The sequence below is a fragment of the Agarivorans sp. QJM3NY_33 genome (genome assembly GCF_050870865.2).
In the GTDB taxonomy this organism is placed as follows: domain Bacteria; phylum Pseudomonadota; class Gammaproteobacteria; order Enterobacterales; family Celerinatantimonadaceae; genus Agarivorans.
Genome location: NZ_CP194039.2, coordinates 1,196,766 through 1,214,251, shown reverse-complemented (window position 1 = coordinate 1,214,251; position 17,486 = coordinate 1,196,766). Strand labels below are relative to the sequence as shown.

Below are 17,486 nucleotides of genomic sequence, written 5' to 3'. Positions count from 1 at the left end.
AGAAACTAAGAAATCCGGTTAATCAACTTTTTTAGCTGATTCAGTGGCGTCGGCTCATCATCGAAGAAATTCTGCATCCGTAATAAGGTTAAGCCATCGTATCCAGGCGAGCGAGTCAGTGCGCGCGCCATTTGTTTCCAGCCTTGTTCACCGTACAGTTCACCAGCCAAAGCATTTTCCCCCATCAAGGAAACCTGACACTCAGTCGCCGCATCAGCCATCCAATCCACCAGATCGGCAGCGCGAGAATAGCCTTCGTAATCCTTGTTGATCATTTCCAAACACGTGAAATGGATCGCGGCTCGATTCTGCTTACCTTCCGGTAGCAAGGCCTTCAGCAAACCTAAATATTCTTGCTGGTTGTGACGACTTAAGGTGGGGTGCACTGCAATCAGGCCTGCTGTAATTTCGGCGGCACGAGGTAACTTGGGATCACTCACCACCCAGTGGATCCCTGGGATCTTAATCCCCACAGGCACCTGGCCAAAAGAATCGTCGGCAAATACCGCCAAGGCAGTCTCAAAAATACGACGTCCATGAGCAACTAAAGCACGATGATACCAAGTTAAAAACTCCCGCGCCCAAGCATTATGAATATAACGCTTATGGCTAAACAGCCAATCTGCATCGGGAATAGTCGCCTCATCAAAACGCTCCAGAGTAAAACCAAAACTGGCGTTTAAAGCCGAAATACTATGAAATTTTTGCTTCAAGTAACCCAGCCAATCTTGTTTTGCTAAGCGACTATAACATTGCAAGGTTCCACGATTTGGGTAATTCCCCCAGTCATGGGCGTTATAGCTGGGATAGCGTAACTCCCCAGCGGGGCCTAAGCTGATGTTGATTTCATCCATCAAACCCGCTTTGTTGATGTAATTCTGCTTAAACGCTTCCATAAATCGCTGATAATAGGGCATTACAAATTCATCAGCCCAAAGCGATACATATTCCATCGAGGCATCACCGGTTTCAGACACATACTGTAAGTCTTGCACCGAATTAAGTTGATCATGACTCTCTAACAAACGCCCCCATAACCACAGCGGGATTGCTTGCATAAAATCATCATTAACATTCCCACCCGCTTGGTGGAAAGACAAAATAGGCACCCACTGCAAACCTAAACGTTTTAACAGCGCAACCACCCGATCGTAGTAACTCCAATCAAATTTACCCGGTTTATCACCTTCAACTAAGCCCCACCAAATATCGGTGGAAATAGCAGTCACGCCAATACTGCGCAGTTGACGGAGTTGCGCCTCAAACTGTTGCCAGTTTTCTTCTTCAAGCATCTGCTTTTGATTGGCAACTTTTAGGTGCAAGGGGCCCATCACTCGAAATTGCTTTTTACCAAGCTGCTTAGTTTCGGTCTCTTGATACTTAAACTTGTTAAGCTGTGACAAACGTCCTTTCACAATTGCCTGTTGGTTAAGCTGAGACATATCATTGAATAACCAACCCACAAAGCTGTTGCCATGCAATACTGAATGGTACAGCTGGTCCCACCCCGGATGGCTGGCCAACGCTTGCGGTTGACTATTTTGCACCAACGCTGGAATAGCTAGGCTACGAATTGCCACAAGCAAAGCTTGATTGACTCGTGTGGCATGACTCGACTCTGCGCCACTCACCATCAATAATAGCCGCCCTTTGGCCTGTTTCTGCCAACGGCCTAGCTGTTCCGTTTGATAATCTACTAACTGCTGTCGCTCTTGCCAAGGCGAGGGATTTAAACCACTTAAGCAACTCAGCCAAGGATGATCGCTCGCGCTTAACTCAAGCATGGGGAGCGTTAAACTCAACTGACAAGTCGCCCAAGTTTGATTGAAGACAAGCTCCGCTTGCCCCAGCATCTTCGCCACATAGGCTTGCCAACGCGAAGCGTACCAAAGATTAAATTCTCTAAAACAAGTATTGTTAGTTTTACTTTGGTAACTTCGAATTAATTTATCACTGAGTTGCGACGGCCAATCTTGTGCTTCATTTAACTCCCACAAACTCAGCCACGATTGTTGCTCGCCATATTGTTGTTGCATATCTGCAGCTAGTGCCGCCAAAGCCGTTGGGCTAAAACTTTGATATACAGGTTGGCCATCACGCTCACTCCACGGTAAACAGGCCTCCCCATTCGGTCCTAGCCCCAGCAAAATCGCCTGACAATGGGGGGCAAATTCACTCATATGTTTAGCAAAACATTGCATCCACTTAGCAAACATTTCGAGCAAACCTTCGCCAGCCCATAAACTGGGACTTTGGGTATTATCACGACCATATTGGTTCACATATTTAATTGCATCAGCACTCAGTTCCGTGGGCAACAGGTCCAACATCGAACCCCAAAACCAATCGGGGAGACGCTGCTCGGTATCTTGCTGGATATCCGAAGAGAAAAACAATTGATACTGCAGTTTAAAGCCATGGGATAACAAATGTTTCGACAGGCGCTGTAAGGCTTGCCAAGAGTCAGCCTGATACAACTGTTGTTCACTAAAGGGGGCGATGTAACGCCAGTGAACAGGAACAACCAAAGCGTCAATTCCATTTTGGCGCAAAGAGCAAAGTTGTGGAGAAAGGTTCTGAAGCTGAACCTCGGAACAAGAAGCCGCATACTCAGCCAAAGGTAAAGATCCCTTTACCCAAGCTTTGCGCGCTGTAATTGGATTAGCCATTGTTAGCTTACTCTAAAAAAACTTTGCTAGTTATCCCTAGTCAGCGGCTGAACAGCAAGTCTGCAAAGCTTTTCAGCTGAAAAAAAAGAGATCCAGATCACATTTTCAATATTCATCAGTGTAAACCAATCTTGCAAATTGCCAAGTGATTCACCCGGCATAAGCGACAACAAACGGTTTTATTAAGGCCTTAAAGCTACAACCAACGGCGAACCTTACGGCAATATTGTTGATATTGCTCACCAAAATGTGAGTCGAGAACAGCCTCCTCCGGTTTGATCTGCAATTCATTAATCAAGTATACGAATACCAAAATACTCAGCAAACTCAGCAAAGCCTGCAAATGAAAACACCAGGCAGTTAATAACAGCAACAAGCTAAGGTACATCGGATTGCGACTGTATCGATATAATCCATCTATAATTAACTGCCGGCTGCGTTCCGGATGGTGCGGATTAATCGTCGTCCGTTTTTTCATAAAAGGAAGCAAACTCACTGCCCCCACCACGCAAGCTAAAAGCACCACAGGCCACAGTAAACTATTTAGCCAGTATGGTAAGCGAGCAACAAGCCAATAGGTATTTAAATACGCCAAACCATAAGCAAGCGAAGCAGCGATAGCCAACAAGACTGGTGGCGGTATGAGTAGCTGAAAACGTTTCATCATCGACCCTTTAGACATGTATCCATTTTGTAATTTTACAGAAAAAAAAGCGTATCGTATTTATCCTCATTAAAACTCTAGGATACCCGACAGTAAATCATAGTGGTTATGCTTAGCCGCAAAGCTATCGGGTGCATTCAAGTTGCTTTTCGGATCTTGTATTACTTATATGATCCTTACTGCTACAACAAAAAAGCAACAAAGTAAGTGTCTGCTAACAGCTGCGCCTTAGGAATATCGATCATGAGTCGCGACTGCTAAACGGCCGCTCTAGATGTCACATCAACATATTTGGATAAACTTATACACATAAGCTCAAGCTATTAACATTTATCTAAACTAGGTAACTAAAATTCCAATTAAGTCGAAAATAGTCTGCTATCAAACCAATTGATGAAACTCCAAACTTCAATAAGAATTAGGCATCGAAAGTGAATCTTGTGACAACAATCAAACATGGGAGCTAAGCACTTCACTCTCGATGAACAGCCGATAAAAAATATAATGCAAAACACAAGGCGCGGTAAAAAAGAACCTTAACATCAACAACTTAACAGCAAATTAAAAAGTAATTTGTTCCTAAGGTAAAGATTTACCACGGAGAATAACCGTCAATAAATATTCAATTTTGGTATTTATTTTGACTAACGTAAAAATGTCAACGATGATTGACAAAGAAGCATCAAAAAAGAATTTTTTACTAATTTTAAGTGACAATCTTGACGCAAAAAGTCAATTGGCTACAAGCCACGTTCTCTATAGCGTGTAGAATTTTATCCACAGCTTTGTGCACTGTTTTTGTGGGAAAATCTGTTTGGTAAAAAGCTGTAAATACAGTGGAATATATCGCTTTTTATCCCCAATCCAGCTGTAACTATCTCGAGGGCCAAAAAATTCAACAAAGGCTTCTACATTTATTTGTTAGAACTCTGTCATCGTCCACAAAAAAATTAATTTGCCGTAAATACGGGGCAGCTAGCTTGATCAATAACGGATCACGACCACATCATTGAGATCCTTCTTACTCACCTCAATAGGTCACAATAATTTCACATAAACTTGAAAATAACTAGTCGCGTAAAGTATCTGCCACAGTTCTATAGGAGAGCTACAAGAATCCATTTCGCTGCCAACAGTGAAACGTTACACTAAGCCATCGTTTTATAGCGCTCATTAAGGCCAACTGTTGTTTAGTCCCTCACCCATTCAGTCACTTCGCTTCAATGACCATAACTTTTATCTCAAACGTGATGATTTACTTCATCCACAGTTTTCAGGTAATAAAGCTCGCAAGTTCTACCATTTTTTAGTTAACGATCTACCTGGTATCACTTACCTCGTGGGCAGCGGTTCGGCGCAGGCAAATTCTTTATATTCATTAGCAGCCTTAGCCCAGCTCAAAGACTTACAATGCGATTTTTACGTCGATCATATTCCTTCACAGCTTCGCCAAAACCCCTGTGGTAATTATCAAGCGGCACTGGCGCTCGGTGCGAATATTATCGATGTCAGCGAAATTACCGGACAACAACAACGTAATTTAGACGCATTTATGCAACGACAAATAAAGCCAACCTTATTAAATCATCAACTATTGATCCCCGAAGGAGGCCGTTGCCACTATGCGCGAGAAGGTGTACAACTGCTCGGCCAAGAAATAGAGCAATGGCAGATTCAGCGAGACATTAGCCATTTAAACATTATGCTACCAGCGGGCACTGGCACCACCGCCTTATATTTGAGTGAGTATTTTCACCAACGCCAAAGTAAAGTCAAAGTATTGAGCTGTGCCTGTGTTGGGAACGAGGCTTACCTAAGCCAGCAATTTAGCCTACTCAACCCGGACAGCAACTGTCATCCGCAGATTTTACCACGCCGAAAGAATTACCATTTTGGTAAGTTGTATCGTCAACTCTACCAGTTATGGCTAACCTTGATACAGCAAAGCCAAGTTGAATTTGATTTGCTCTACGATCCCATCGGCTGGCAGTGCTTAATTGATTTTCTCGATAAACAAGAAGAAACAACGCCAACCCTGTACATCCACCAAGGAGGTTTACTGGGTAATCAAAGCATGCTGCCAAGATACCAGCGAAAATATCCCGACTTAACGCCAATTTAGCCAATGTTGATACTCGAAAGGCTCAGCTAAATCTACCGTTTGCCTAAAACCAATACTGGGAAAGTTGAGGCAGGTCGCCTCCTTATACTCCGGTTCCGCCCAACCGCTACGCTCATCTAAAAACTCGCGCTGATAACCCCAGCGCCCACAGGACAATATACTGTCATAACCTACGTCTCGTTGGCATACCACGCAGGTTTCAAAATCGACCTCAATATTCTGACCAAGTTTACCCAGCGCATCGGAGACAAAAGGGGTATCGTAAATCGCAAGCGTTGAGGCCCGTTTAGGTCGGCCTTGCCAAGGTTTATCGAAGTGATCTTGTGGCGTGGCATGCACCCCATAACCGTACTCAAGAGGCTCGGTATCATAGAAAGGCTCTAACAACTGAGCAGGAGCATCGACCTGAGAGCCAAGTTCATCGGCGAGTAAACGCCGATTCGTGGTTCGCACTTGCAACATCCGATAACGAGAACAATTCGCCTGATTTTCTAGCTCGAGTTCTCCTGAACGGTTGGTGAAAAGATGGATCTCGACCCCCACGCCAGTGGCATTATCACGGGCGACATAAGAAGCCTGCTGTCGGCCACTATGATACCAAGCTTGAGAAAACACCAATATCCCCAAAGCTTGCTGCTGATAGCTTACCGGACAGACTTTACCAACCAGCAAATCGTCAGTTGAACTATCGCCACTAAATAAACCACAGCAAAAGCCTATCCAGTATGTGAGTACTCGCTTCATGCTGAGTCCTATTTTTCCCTCACGTCATTCAAGTGTAGTTCAAAGCTCGCGCCCTTAAATTGAACCACGCTCAAGGGTAAACAAGCATCCACAATTAGCTTTCGCAAAGTTAGCTCAAACATGAGATTTCTAAGCGAAATCTTGGCAAACTACAAGCAGACCAATCGCCATCACGGATCGACTCAATGCCTCATATTACCCTGCAGAACTTACGCCAAGCAGCAAAAGCCAACATTATTAGCCTTCAACAAGCCGAAGCCCTATTTCAATTTTTACAGCAACAAGAAAATAGTCGTCCGCGCTTTAATCTCACACATTTGCTGTATTACTTTGGTGGACTAATCGCGATTGGCGCGATGACCGTGTTTATGAATCTAGGCTGGGAAAGTTTTGGCGGATGGGGCTTGGTGGGCATCAGTTTGAGCTATGCGGTGCTGGCTATATTTCTTTGCCAACATTTTAAAAAGCAGGGTCATCTCATCCCCGCTGGGCTAACGGCCAGCTTGGTGATTTGCCTCACCCCACTAGCAGTCTATGGTTTACAACAAGCCATGGGGTGGTGGCCTTCAAAAAGTCACTATCAAGATTACCATCGTTATGTGCAATGGCAATGGCTGTATATGGAGTTGGCTACTTTAGCGGTGGGCCTGCTACTCAGCTGGATATATCGCTTTCCCTTCATGCTATTTCCGATTTCGGTGACCCTCTGGTACCTAAGCATGGATGTTGCCGTGATGCTGACTGGTGAACGTCCTGACTACCAATTTAGAGCCTTGGTGTCGATGTACTTTGGTTTAATGATGTGTTTGATTGCCTTCTGGGTCGACATTCGCAGCCGACATTCTGCCGACTATGCTTTTTGGCTCTATCTATTCGGCGTATTAAGCTTTTGGGGTGGTTTAAGCATGCAACAATCGGATAGTGAGTTAGCCAAATTGGTTTACTGCCTCATCAATCTCGGCTTAATGCTATGTGGAGTGATCTTGGTGCGTCGCGTATTTGTGATTTTTGGCTCACTCGGCTGCTGTTATTACTTGTACCACTTGTCTTATAGCGTTTTCAAAGATAGCTGGTTATTCCCCATATCCTTAAGTTTGCTTGGTTTAGCACTTGTTTATTTGGGGATCCTTTGGCAAAAAAAACAACATAATCTAAGCCAACGCTTACGCAGTTACTTACCACTAGCGCTACAGCAATTACTCGAGAACAAACAACACTAATATGAGCAAGCTTTGACTTTAAAATCCATCTTCAACAACAAAGCTAGCGAGAGTAGTAGCGATTACTGTTTGATTTCATGACCAAAATACGATGTTTTTGGGGGAATAGTGGCCATTTACAGCATCGTTAGTATACTTTTCTCATGAATGATAATGAATTAGCATTGGTTTTAGCAGGTCCTATACTCCGCCGTATTGAACGCAAGCAGGTGACCATTTGGTTCGCCACTTCACAAGCGGTATCGATCAGCCTCAAGCTCTATCCTGAGCAGCAATCGGCGATTGAGCTCACGCAAACGCAGCTGGCCGACAGCCTATGTAGTATCGTTGCTGGTGAAAAGCTCTACTACCACTTACTCGACATTAAACTGCCTCGTACCCTGCCACTGGAGACCTGGATTGGCTACGATTTAAAGCTGTATTTAGCGCAACAAACACAAGCTTTAAGTTGGCAAGATTGGGCACCGGATCTCGTATATCCACCACGTAAACTCCCAGGGTTTAAGGTTCCGCAGCAAATCAATCGTTTGTTCCATGGTTCATGCCGCAAGCCTCATTTTGCGAGCGCCGACGGCTTAGTCATGGCCGACCGTTACCTAGCTGAACATCCTCACGCGCAATGGCCTAGCTTGCTCATGATGAGCGGAGATCAAATTTACGCAGACGACGTGGCCACCCCCATGTTGGTCGCGATCCACCAACTAATCGAACAACTGGCCATCGCCGAGGAAAGCTTTACTGCCGCGCAAATTCAAAACAGCCAACAATTACATCAGCAACAAGCCCATTATATGGCTCGACAACAGCTACTTCCTGTAGAGCAACAACAAGGTGGAGTCGCTAAAGCTCTATTTGGCGGCGTGAAAAAGCCCATATTCACCTCTGACAGCGCGCAAAATCACTTGATTTCACTGGCTGAAGTATTAGCCATGTATCTGTTAGTGTGGTCGCCCAGTGTATGGAAAAATATTGATTTAACGCCCCCGGAAGCACTCAAACCCGAGCAACTCGCGCACTATCAGCAACAACGAGAAGTGATCACTCGCTTCGCTGCTGGCCTCACTCAGGTACAGCGTATATTGGCTCACTTACCTAGTGCCATGATGTTTGACGATCACGATATAACCGACGATTGGAACCTATCCGCCGCATGGGAGCAAAGTGCCTATTCACATGCTTTTTCCAAACGAATTATCGGCAATGCCTTGTGTGGCTATTTACTTTGTCAGGCTTGGGGAAACAATCCTCAACAGTTTTCTGCAAATATGCTTAACGACTTACAAGCAGCCTTACAGCAACCCGGCAGCGAAGCCCATTTAAGCTTAATTGATCAGCTGCTCAGCTTTGCTGACTGGCATTACCAGTGGAAGACTCAGCCGCCCTTAATTGTGCTTGATACTCGCACCCACCGCTGGCGTTCCGAGCGCAAGCTAAGCGCCCCTTCGGGACTCATGGATTGGCAAGCATTAACCGATCTACAGCAGCAGTTACTCGGCCTCGATGCGGTCATCATGGTATCACCTGCCCCCATTTTTGGGGTGAAACTAATTGAAGCGATTCAACGACTATTTACTTGGTTGGGCAAACCGTTGTTAGTTGATGCCGAAAACTGGATGGCGCACCCCGGTTCGGCAAACGCGCTATTAAACTTATTTCGACACCCCAACACTCCCCGTCATTTTGTGATCCTATCAGGAGATGTACATTACTCCTTTGCCTATCGCATTGAACTACGAGGACAAAACGCTGGCCCAGATATTTGGCAGATCACCAGTAGCGGTATTAAAAATCAATTCCCCAGCCGTTTACTCGATTGGCTAGACAGAGCCAATCGCTGGCTCTATTCGCCTGGTTCACCACTTAACTGGTTCACTAAACGTCGGCGAATGAAGATTATCCCTCATCGACCAGAACAAGCCGCACGAGGTGAGCGTTTACTAAATGCTTCGGGTATTGGTTTAGTGAGCTTGAATGCCGATGGCTCGCCAAGCACAGTGACACAGCTAGTGGACAAAGGCCGTTCCATCGCCTTTGAGTTAGAAGAACAAGCCGCTCACTGGGAGTAATAACGGCTTGTATCTCATTCAATCATTACAATTTGAGAGTTGCGGTTAAGCTGGTCACGGCATTACCAATCAAACTAACCCGGCGCTTGCCAAGCCGTTCAAGTTGAACAAAACCGCCCCGCTCTGAAGCTTGGTAAGCCTTGAGATAAGTACGAGACAATTTATCGCCCCAATAGGCCGCTAAGGCACAATGTGCAGAGCCTGTCACCGGATCCTCATTCACTCCAACCCAAGGCGCAAAGTAACGAGAAATACAATCCAAATCATCGCGAGAAGCATGGCAAGTAACCAATACGCCACGTCCCACCAACTGTTTTAAGGCCTCAAAATTGGGCTGTAGCGCTAAAAGCTGTTGCTCGCTCTCAATTTCGATTAACAGCTTGTCATCAAAGCTTGCCATCCCCAAGATTTGCTCCCCCCTAATCCCTAAGTACTCAAGAAACTGAGTGTCAACGGTCGGGGACATTTCGAGCACAGGCTCTGGGAAGTCCATGGCAATATGTTGAGGCTGAATGTTGGCCAACAAAGTTCCAGATAAAGTGGAAAAGGCGAGCTGTTGGCCTATCTCCGCGACACCGCTCTGCTGCAGAATATGCGCCACAGCAAGGGTACCATGACCACACAGTTTCACTTCAACTTTGGGCGTGAACCAACGCAAATTCATATCATTGAGCGATAGAAAAGCTGTTTCCGATATAGCCATCTCCGTAGCAATCGAAAACATTAATGATTCATCCAAGGGTTTATCAGTGATACATACCCCAGCAGGATTCCCTTTAAATAGTTCTTGTGTAAAAGAATCCACTTGATATATCTGTAATTCCATTCAACCGCCCTGCACCTAAAACCAACACCAAAGTCGATAAATACAACCCATTTAGTAAAGAATAGCAAGCTAAAAATGAGTGCCCCAATATGTCATCAATTCAGCCTCTATGGGTACTAAGTCGCATTAGCATTGATTCATTTAGCCAAGCCTCATAAACTCTAGCTTACAAAGGTAAACAGCAAAATCAGGCAAAGTAGCAGCTCGAGACAATTGCTCGCCGATTGTTCGGTCTTATATTTTGGAGGCAAGATGGCAAATCCTCGGCTCTTAAAAGCACAAATTGTAGATGTCGAATGCGGCGAGAACGTTACCATTATTGAGCCTTCCAATGTGTATGGTTGTTCACTCGCGAATGATGTATTTATCGGCCCTTTTGTCGAAATACAAAACAACACCTCGATTGGCCCTCGAACTAAAATTCAGTCTCATAGCTTTATTTGCGAATTTGTCACCCTTGGCGCAGATTGTTTTATCGGACACGGCGTCATGTTTGCCAACGATTTATTTAAAGATGGTAAGCCAAACGCAGACCCTGATTCTTGGGGCAGAACCCAAATTGGGGACCAAGTCACGATTGGCTCGAATGCAACCATTTTAGCTGTAACTATTTGTGACCAAACGGTGATTGGTGCCGGTAGCGTCGTCACCAAAGATATTACCAAACCGGGTATTTATGCTGGTAATTCCGCTCGATTATTACGGCGCTGCTAATCCGCGCAAGCCAATAAACAACTTACATCGATAGTACTTGATGCTTCAGGAGAAAATGTCAGTGCAAGGATTTCAGATCAGTACCGATCCAAATGACTTAGATTTTGAGTTTATTTATCACTTTATATCTCAAAGCTATTGGGCAAATGGGATCCCTAGAGAAACCCTCAAAAAAGCGATTTTGAATTCACTCTGTTTTGGGGTATTCGAAACAGTTGGACAACAAGTTGGCTTTGCACGCCTAATTACGGATAGGGCCACTTTTGCCTACTTAGCCGACGTATTCATCGTTGAATCGCACCGCGGACAAGGCTTGAGTAAATGGCTGCTTGAAAAGATTATTTCTCATCCTGAATTACAAGGCTTAAGGCGTATGTTATTAGCGACCAGAGATGCACACGAGTTGTATGCTGAATACGGATTTACAGCTATTGAAAACCCAGAAAGCTTAATGCAAATATGGCAACCTAAGGTTTATCAATAACACGACAATGAACAACTAATCATAGCTTTCCCCCATGGGCTAATACCTAAGTAAACCAATAATACTTTTCTCCAGCTCAGCCCTAGAAAGAGCTAGAACATGTCATCAATCAGAATTCAAATACCTTAAAGCTTAACGCTCATGATCGATGTTCCAAGCGACTAATTAGGTCCCATAAGCGATTTGCGACGGGGCCCAATACTTGGCTTTTAAGCTTCATCACGTAACTTTTAACTTCAATTTCCACGGGGGTATCAATCAGTTCAATCGGAGTTAATCTTTTCATTTGAATATCTTCTTTTACCATTAAATATGGTAAACGCCCCCAACCAATACCGCTTAAGCACAAGGTGCGCTTACTATGAAAATCATTCACATACCATTTTCGCTGGCCTTGCTGTACATCTAACTCAACATCCTTGGTCAAACTGCCGGAGTCCTGAACAATAATTTGATATTCGTCTTTTAATTGAGAAGACTCGGTTAGATGCGGATACCTAGAAAGCATCTTTGGCGCAGCAACATTAACGATACTTTGGGTATGAATATGCTGAGTTACCAATTTAAAACTATTGAGAAAATCAGCTTCTGAAGCAGAAATCGCAAGCTGAGCATTTCGCTGAACCACCGAGTCAATTCCACCCGTAACAAATTCTTGCTTCAATATAATTTGGGTTTGCGGAAACTCATTTTGAATTTGTTCAAAGATGGGCACCAGGGTTGCCAAATCAAACATGGCATCCACCGCAATCACCACCTTAGGTTCATAACCTGTTTTATAATGTTTCGCCATTTCATTGAGTTGTTCACTCTGCTCAAGCAACATCAATGCCTTTTGATAGATCTGCTCTCCTTGCTGAGTCAACTTCAATTTATATCCAGAGCGATCAAGTAGACTAATGCCTAAAGCGCTTTCCAACTGCTGTAAACCTTTACTTATCGCCGGTTGCGTTTTAAACAGTCGATGACTGGCGGCCTGTAATGAGCCCTCTTGTATCACGGCTTGTAGCATTCTTAATTGCTCTAATGTCATGCTGTCATCTTCCTTTATTGTAGCCGCCGCCCAAAACCATAACCTAAAGTTATACTCTTGATGAAATACAATCAATTTTAATTAATTAGCTTAAGCCTATACTGACGAAAATTAACTCAACAACTTCAATAGGTGACCTATGAATAAATTTAAACAGTATGGCCTTTGGGTCATCCTTGCTCTCACGGCTTTGGCTTTTCTTGCTGGCGGCATTGGTAAATTAATGGGCGTTGAAATGCTGCATAAATCATTTGCCACTCTCGGCCTCCCAGTTTTTTTTGGCTACTTCATTGGCTTATGTGAAATTGCTGGTGCGATTGGCATTTTCATCAAAAAACTCAGTTCACTCGCGGCCGTAGGCCTAGCTCTGATCATGCTTGGAGCGATCTACTACCACTTTCAGTACGATCCTCAAGGACTGCCCGCTGCTGCCTTGCTATTGGTCTTTTCGATCATCATTTTCTTTGCTCGTAAAAAAGACAGTCTGCTGTTTGCTAAAAAAACAACACCAAGTGCTGAGCTTTCCTCATAAGATCGAAACGTTCAATAAAAGACCACCAATTTGGGTGGTCTTTCTATATCAAGCTATCACAGTAAGTTAAATAACAACTGGTCTATATAGGTATTTTCATGCTCGCGACTCATCAGCATATTGGGCACAAGGAATTGATGCCGATTTTATATTTACCGCACGGTGGTGGCCCCATGCCACTTTTAGATGAACCCGGCCATCAAGATCTCACTGCTTTTTTAAAAAGCGTGCATAAACAACTGCCGGCACCCAAAGCAATTTTAATGATTAGCGCTCATTGGGAGAGTCATATTGCGGCCATTTCATCTGCTCTTCAGCCACAAATGATCTATGACTACGGTGGCTTTCCAGCAGCATGTTATAAATACCAATATCCTGCGCCGGGAGAGCCAAGCCTCGCTCAAAACGTAGCCGATTTATTACGGGCTCACGATATCCACTGCAATTTGGATCAACATCGAGGTTATGATCACGGTACTTTCGTGCCCTTAATGCTGATGTATCCTGAGGCCAACATTCCAGTTGTACAGTTATCTTTATTACATTCCTTAGACCCTGCTAAACATATCGCTTTAGGGCAAGCAATCGCCTCCTTACGGGAGCAAGGCATATTGATCATTGGATCGGGGATGTCGTTCCACGAGCGTAACGGAAGCTTAGAACATAGCGCGGCGTTTGATGATTGGCTCACCGAGACACTCGTAGCAACACCAATCGAAGAAACCATAAATAGATTACTAAATTGGGAGCTTGCGCCATCGGCGCGAGATTGCCATCGTAGAGAAGATCACTTATTACCGATGCATATCTGCTTTGGTGCTGCGATGAAACGCACCGAGTCCGCCGAAAAAATCTATTCCGGACTCTTATTCGGCAAACGTATTTCTGGCTTTTTATGGCGTTAACAGCAGATCTTTCATGCCACATAGTTTTCGTTTACAACACCACAAACAAAGGTACAGATTATGAGTCATCAACAACATTCTCAGACTAGAGTTTGCAAACAAGAGCCTGGTGTTATTGTGCCGGTGATTAATCGCAACAAGTGCGAGGGAAAAGGTGAATGCGCAGTCGTTTGCCCAAAAAATGTATTCTTCATCGATGTATTACCCGCAACGGAACGCAGCAAGCTTTCCTTACTAGGAAAACTTAAAGGCTTGGCACATGGCTGGCAGCAAGCTTTAATGCCCAACATTGAGGCCTGTGAAGGTTGTGGCTTATGTGTTGCGGCATGCCCAGAAAAGGCAATTACGCTTAACAGGCGCGAAGGGGCGAGATAACGAAGCCCCGCTGCCCATACAACAAACCATGACTCACGATGGCCTTGCTTGATGCCACTGACTTGACTAACGAGCCTGTTTGGCCAAATAAGGCTTTAAATAATCGATGAGTAAACGCAACTTTTTAGACCTTGTGGCCCCCTTGGGATAAACCCCGTACACATCAATGTCATCCAGCTGATAATCTTCCATAAGCACTTCTAACAGACCCAGTTTTATCCGAGGTTGAGCATCATATAACGGTACTCGGCCTAGGCCATGGCCCCCTTCAATGAAGGCTGTACGAGCTGCTGCGTTATTGGTGCTAATCCCGCCTTTGGTGCGAATACTAAAAGAGCGGTGCCCTTTACGCAGGTTTAAAGTATTCGAACCCGTGGTATAAATCACCCATTGATGAGCATCTAAGTCCGCAGGCAAACGAGGACGACCATACTGATTTAAATACTGTGGCGAGGCACATAAACAAGTATTCAGCGTAATCAGTTTGCTGGCTTGCAAGCCTGAATCTTCCAATACAGCGCCACGGATCGCTAAATCAAACCCCTCTTGAATGACATTTACCACTTCATCACTCAACACTAAATCGATATTGATTTTGGGGTACAAGCTTCGAAACAAATTAAGCGCAGGCACAATAATCCGTAAACCAACATTCACCGGACAAGAAATTTTCAACGAACCTTCCGGTTCCTGTTTGATATTTTCCATTTGCATGTTGGCAGCCTTAGCTTGCTCGGCAATATTATGGCAGCGCTGATAATACTGTTCTCCCGCCTCAGTCAGATGCAAACTGCGAGTGGAGCGATTAAGCAAACTCACACCTAAATTAGACTCAAGTTTTTTAACATGATAGCTCACCACTGCACGGGTAATCCCGATGTGTTTGGCCGCAGCACTAAAACTGCCTTGTTCAACCACTTGAGCAAATACCACCATACTTTTTAACTGCTCAAAAGACATACTCATGGGACCAGTCCCCTAGTTAATTAGCTATTCGGCCACAATTGTATCAATAATTAAACCAATAATGTCTATTTAATCTGCATTGTCGCATTGTTTGTAGAGGACTACACTGCTGGTCATTGGCGTGATGCCCACGCCCTAAACAAATAAATTCAATAAGGTATCGCGATATGAGCAACGCAAAAAAAATCTTAATGGTTCTAACCTCACACGATGAACTAGGCAACACCGGCCACAAAACTGGTTTTTGGGTAGAAGAGTTTGCAGCCCCTTATTACGTATTCTTAGATTCTGGCGCAACGATTAGCCTTGCATCTCCTAAGGGCGGCCAACCACCAATCGATCCAAACAGTGAACTAGCCGATTTTCAAACCGACGCCACTCGTCGCTTCGACCAAGATGAAACAGCTCAGAAACATCTTGCCAATACACTAAAACTTGCTGATGTGAATGCCAGTGACTACGATGCAGTCTTCTATCCTGGCGGTCATGGCCCACTTTGGGACTTAAGCGATAACCCCCAATCAATTGGCTTATTGGAAAGCTTTATCCAACAACACAAGCCTGTGGCTGCCGTTTGTCACGCCACTGCTGCACTGCTCAACGTGAAGCAAAGCGATGGTGAGTTATTAGTCAAAGGTAAAAGCGTTACTGGCTTTAGCAATAGTGAAGAAGATGCAGTGCAGTTAAGCGAGGTAGTTCCGTTTTTACTAGAAGATGAACTCAAAACCCGCGGTGCAGACTACCAAAGTATCGCCGACTGGAATCCCTACGCTGTACAAGATGGCTTAATGATTACCGGTCAAAACCCAGCCTCATCTGAGATGACCGCCGAGAAACTCTTACAACAACTCGCTTAAGTTTAAGACCTGTTGATACTGTGCTGAAGAATGCTGCTTTGTTCCATTGACAAAGCGGCATCACTCAACAGCCTTGAGCCGAAAAAACAAACTATGAAGGAATTAAGATGTTAAATTTTTCTTTTCAAAACACCACCCAAATTCATTTTGGTGAAGGTCAAATCGCCAATATACAACAACAGCTACCTGCCGATGCGCGGGTATTACTCACCTATGGCGGCGGCTCGATTAAAAATAATGGCGTCTATCAGCAAGTCACCGAAGCCTTGGCAGGCCATCACTGGGTTGAGTTTTCTGGGATCGAGCCAAATCCGCAGTACAAGACCTTGATCAAAGCCGTTGAATTAATCAAAACAGAACAGCTTGACTACATTCTCGCCGTTGGCGGTGGATCGGTCATCGATGGCAGTAAATTCATCGCCGCAGCGGCGCTTTATCAAGGTGATGATCCTTGGGACATCATTGCTAAACGCCATCCGGTAGACAGCGCCCTCCCTTTAGGTGCAGTGCTCACTTTGCCAGCCACCGGATCTGAAACCAATGCTGGTGCGGTCGTGACCCGTGATGGGAACAAATTGCCATTCATGGCGGCAGCTGTACGGCCGCAATTTGCTATCCTCGATCCCAGTGTCACCTTAAGTTTATCGCCGCGCCAAGTTAGTAACGGCGTAGTAGATGCCTTTGTTCATGTGATGGAGCAATACCTCACCTATCCTGTGAATGGTAAAATTCAAGACCGCTTCGCCGAAGGGATCTTACTCACCCTCATCGAAGAAGGGCCAAAAGCCCTAGCCGCCGAAACCAAAGATAACATTGAGGTTCGCGCCAATATTATGTGGGCCGCCAGCATGGCTTTAAACGGATTAATTGGTGCTGGGGTACCACAGGATTGGGCTAGTCATATGCTTGGCCACGAACTCACGGCCGCGTTTGGTGTGGATCACGCCCGCAGTTTATCGATCACTCTACCCGCAGTAATGAAAATCCGTAGAGAGACCAAAGCCGCCAAGTTATTACAATATGCAGAGCGGATCTGGGGCATCACCGAAGGCGATGAACCGCAACGGATCGAGCAAGCAATTGCTGCCACCGAAGCATTTTTTAAAGCGATGCAGGTGCCAACCCGTTTATCGGAAATAGACTTGGGCGACCAAGATGTCGAATTATTATTAGCCAAGCTTGAACAGCACCAAATGCTAGCACTCGGCGAAGACCAACAAATCAATCTAGATCTTAGCCGTCAAATCTACCAAGCGGCGCTATAAGCCAAACAGCGGCGCTTCATTACATCTTGAAGCGCCATTCAACA

Annotated in this window: 16 protein-coding genes; 10 read left to right on the top strand and 6 right to left on the bottom strand. The window is 44.9% G+C overall.

What is annotated here, in order from left to right; all coding sequences use genetic code 11:
• Positions 1-5 precede the first annotated feature (5 nt).
• Together ACRRSY_RS05420 and ACRRSY_RS05415 are read right to left on the bottom strand one after the other, a co-directional pair.
• Positions 6-2,669, bottom strand: coding sequence for a family 14 glycosylhydrolase (locus ACRRSY_RS05420; RefSeq protein ID WP_432464506.1), 2,664 nt, complete (start codon positions 2,667-2,669; stop codon positions 6-8).
• Between the two features lie 196 nt (positions 2,670-2,865).
• Positions 2,866-3,336 (bottom strand): methyltransferase family protein, encoded by a 471-nt coding sequence (locus ACRRSY_RS05415; RefSeq protein ID WP_432454178.1) that lies wholly within the window; start codon positions 3,334-3,336, stop codon positions 2,866-2,868.
• 1,183 nt (positions 3,337-4,519) lie between these two features.
• On the opposite strand from ACRRSY_RS05415, the gene ACRRSY_RS05410 reads away from it, so the two are divergent.
• Entirely contained in the window at positions 4,520-5,455 is a 936-nt protein-coding gene (locus ACRRSY_RS05410; protein WP_432464505.1) for a pyridoxal-phosphate dependent enzyme, read from the top strand.
• On the opposite strand, the gene ACRRSY_RS05405 is transcribed toward ACRRSY_RS05410, so the two are convergent.
• The gene (locus tag ACRRSY_RS05405) at positions 5,441-6,199 is read right to left on the bottom strand and encodes a hypothetical protein (protein WP_432464504.1); all 759 of its coding nucleotides are present in this window, start codon (positions 6,197-6,199) and stop codon (positions 5,441-5,443) included. The two genes, ACRRSY_RS05410 and ACRRSY_RS05405, sit on opposite strands and share 15 nt — an antisense overlap.
• A gap of 185 nt (positions 6,200-6,384) precedes the next feature.
• Between ACRRSY_RS05405 and ACRRSY_RS05400 the strand changes: the two genes are divergently transcribed.
• Together ACRRSY_RS05400 and ACRRSY_RS05395 are read left to right on the top strand one after the other, a co-directional pair.
• The gene (locus ACRRSY_RS05400) at positions 6,385-7,419 is read left to right on the top strand and encodes a DUF2157 domain-containing protein (RefSeq protein WP_432464503.1); all 1,035 of its coding nucleotides are present in this window, start codon (positions 6,385-6,387) and stop codon (positions 7,417-7,419) included.
• A gap of 143 nt (positions 7,420-7,562) precedes the next feature.
• Complete coding sequence (locus ACRRSY_RS05395; protein WP_432464502.1) at positions 7,563-9,485, top strand: alkaline phosphatase D family protein; 1,923 nt, start codon at positions 7,563-7,565, stop codon at positions 9,483-9,485.
• Positions 9,486-9,510: 25 nt separating this feature from the next.
• On the opposite strand, the gene ACRRSY_RS05390 is transcribed toward ACRRSY_RS05395, so the two are convergent.
• The gene (locus ACRRSY_RS05390) at positions 9,511-10,311 is read right to left on the bottom strand and encodes a PhzF family phenazine biosynthesis protein (RefSeq protein WP_432464501.1); all 801 of its coding nucleotides are present in this window, start codon (positions 10,309-10,311) and stop codon (positions 9,511-9,513) included.
• A gap of 252 nt (positions 10,312-10,563) precedes the next feature.
• Here ACRRSY_RS05390 and ACRRSY_RS05385 point away from each other — a divergent pair, with 252 nt between their 5' ends.
• Both ACRRSY_RS05385 and ACRRSY_RS05380 read left to right on the top strand, forming a co-directional pair.
• Positions 10,564-11,025 (top strand): acyltransferase, encoded by a 462-nt coding sequence (locus ACRRSY_RS05385; protein WP_432464500.1) that lies wholly within the window; start codon positions 10,564-10,566, stop codon positions 11,023-11,025.
• Between the two features lie 55 nt (positions 11,026-11,080).
• Positions 11,081-11,509: a GNAT family N-acetyltransferase gene (locus ACRRSY_RS05380; protein ID WP_432464499.1), complete on the top strand. Its 429-nt coding sequence runs from the start codon at positions 11,081-11,083 to the stop codon at positions 11,507-11,509.
• 139 nt (positions 11,510-11,648) lie between these two features.
• Here ACRRSY_RS05380 and ACRRSY_RS05375 read toward each other — a convergent pair whose 3' ends face one another.
• Entirely contained in the window at positions 11,649-12,542 is an 894-nt protein-coding gene (locus tag ACRRSY_RS05375) for a LysR family transcriptional regulator (protein WP_432464498.1), read from the bottom strand.
• A 139-nt stretch (positions 12,543-12,681) separates the two neighbouring features.
• On the opposite strand from ACRRSY_RS05375, the gene ACRRSY_RS05370 reads away from it, so the two are divergent.
• From ACRRSY_RS05370 to ACRRSY_RS05360, 3 genes are all read left to right on the top strand, one after another.
• On the top strand, positions 12,682-13,074 hold the full coding sequence (locus ACRRSY_RS05370) for a DoxX family protein (protein WP_432454187.1): 393 nt from the start codon (positions 12,682-12,684) through the stop codon (positions 13,072-13,074).
• Positions 13,075-13,211: 137 nt separating this feature from the next.
• Positions 13,212-13,979, top strand: coding sequence for a DODA-type extradiol aromatic ring-opening family dioxygenase (locus ACRRSY_RS05365; RefSeq protein WP_432464497.1), 768 nt, complete (start codon positions 13,212-13,214; stop codon positions 13,977-13,979).
• Positions 13,980-14,039: 60 nt separating this feature from the next.
• Positions 14,040-14,354 carry a 4Fe-4S binding protein gene (locus ACRRSY_RS05360; RefSeq protein WP_432464496.1) on the top strand — a complete coding sequence of 105 codons (315 nt, stop codon included), beginning with the start codon at positions 14,040-14,042 and terminating at the stop codon, positions 14,352-14,354.
• A 66-nt stretch (positions 14,355-14,420) separates the two neighbouring features.
• On the opposite strand, the gene ACRRSY_RS05355 is transcribed toward ACRRSY_RS05360, so the two are convergent.
• Positions 14,421-15,320 (bottom strand): LysR family transcriptional regulator, encoded by a 900-nt coding sequence (locus tag ACRRSY_RS05355; protein ID WP_432454190.1) that lies wholly within the window; start codon positions 15,318-15,320, stop codon positions 14,421-14,423.
• A gap of 167 nt (positions 15,321-15,487) precedes the next feature.
• Between ACRRSY_RS05355 and ACRRSY_RS05350 the strand changes: the two genes are divergently transcribed.
• The gene (locus tag ACRRSY_RS05350; protein WP_432464495.1) at positions 15,488-16,177 is read left to right on the top strand and encodes a type 1 glutamine amidotransferase domain-containing protein; all 690 of its coding nucleotides are present in this window, start codon (positions 15,488-15,490) and stop codon (positions 16,175-16,177) included.
• A gap of 107 nt (positions 16,178-16,284) precedes the next feature.
• Positions 16,285-17,442 carry an iron-containing alcohol dehydrogenase gene (locus tag ACRRSY_RS05345; RefSeq protein ID WP_432464494.1) on the top strand — a complete coding sequence of 386 codons (1,158 nt, stop codon included), beginning with the start codon at positions 16,285-16,287 and terminating at the stop codon, positions 17,440-17,442.
• Positions 17,443-17,486 lie beyond the last annotated feature (44 nt).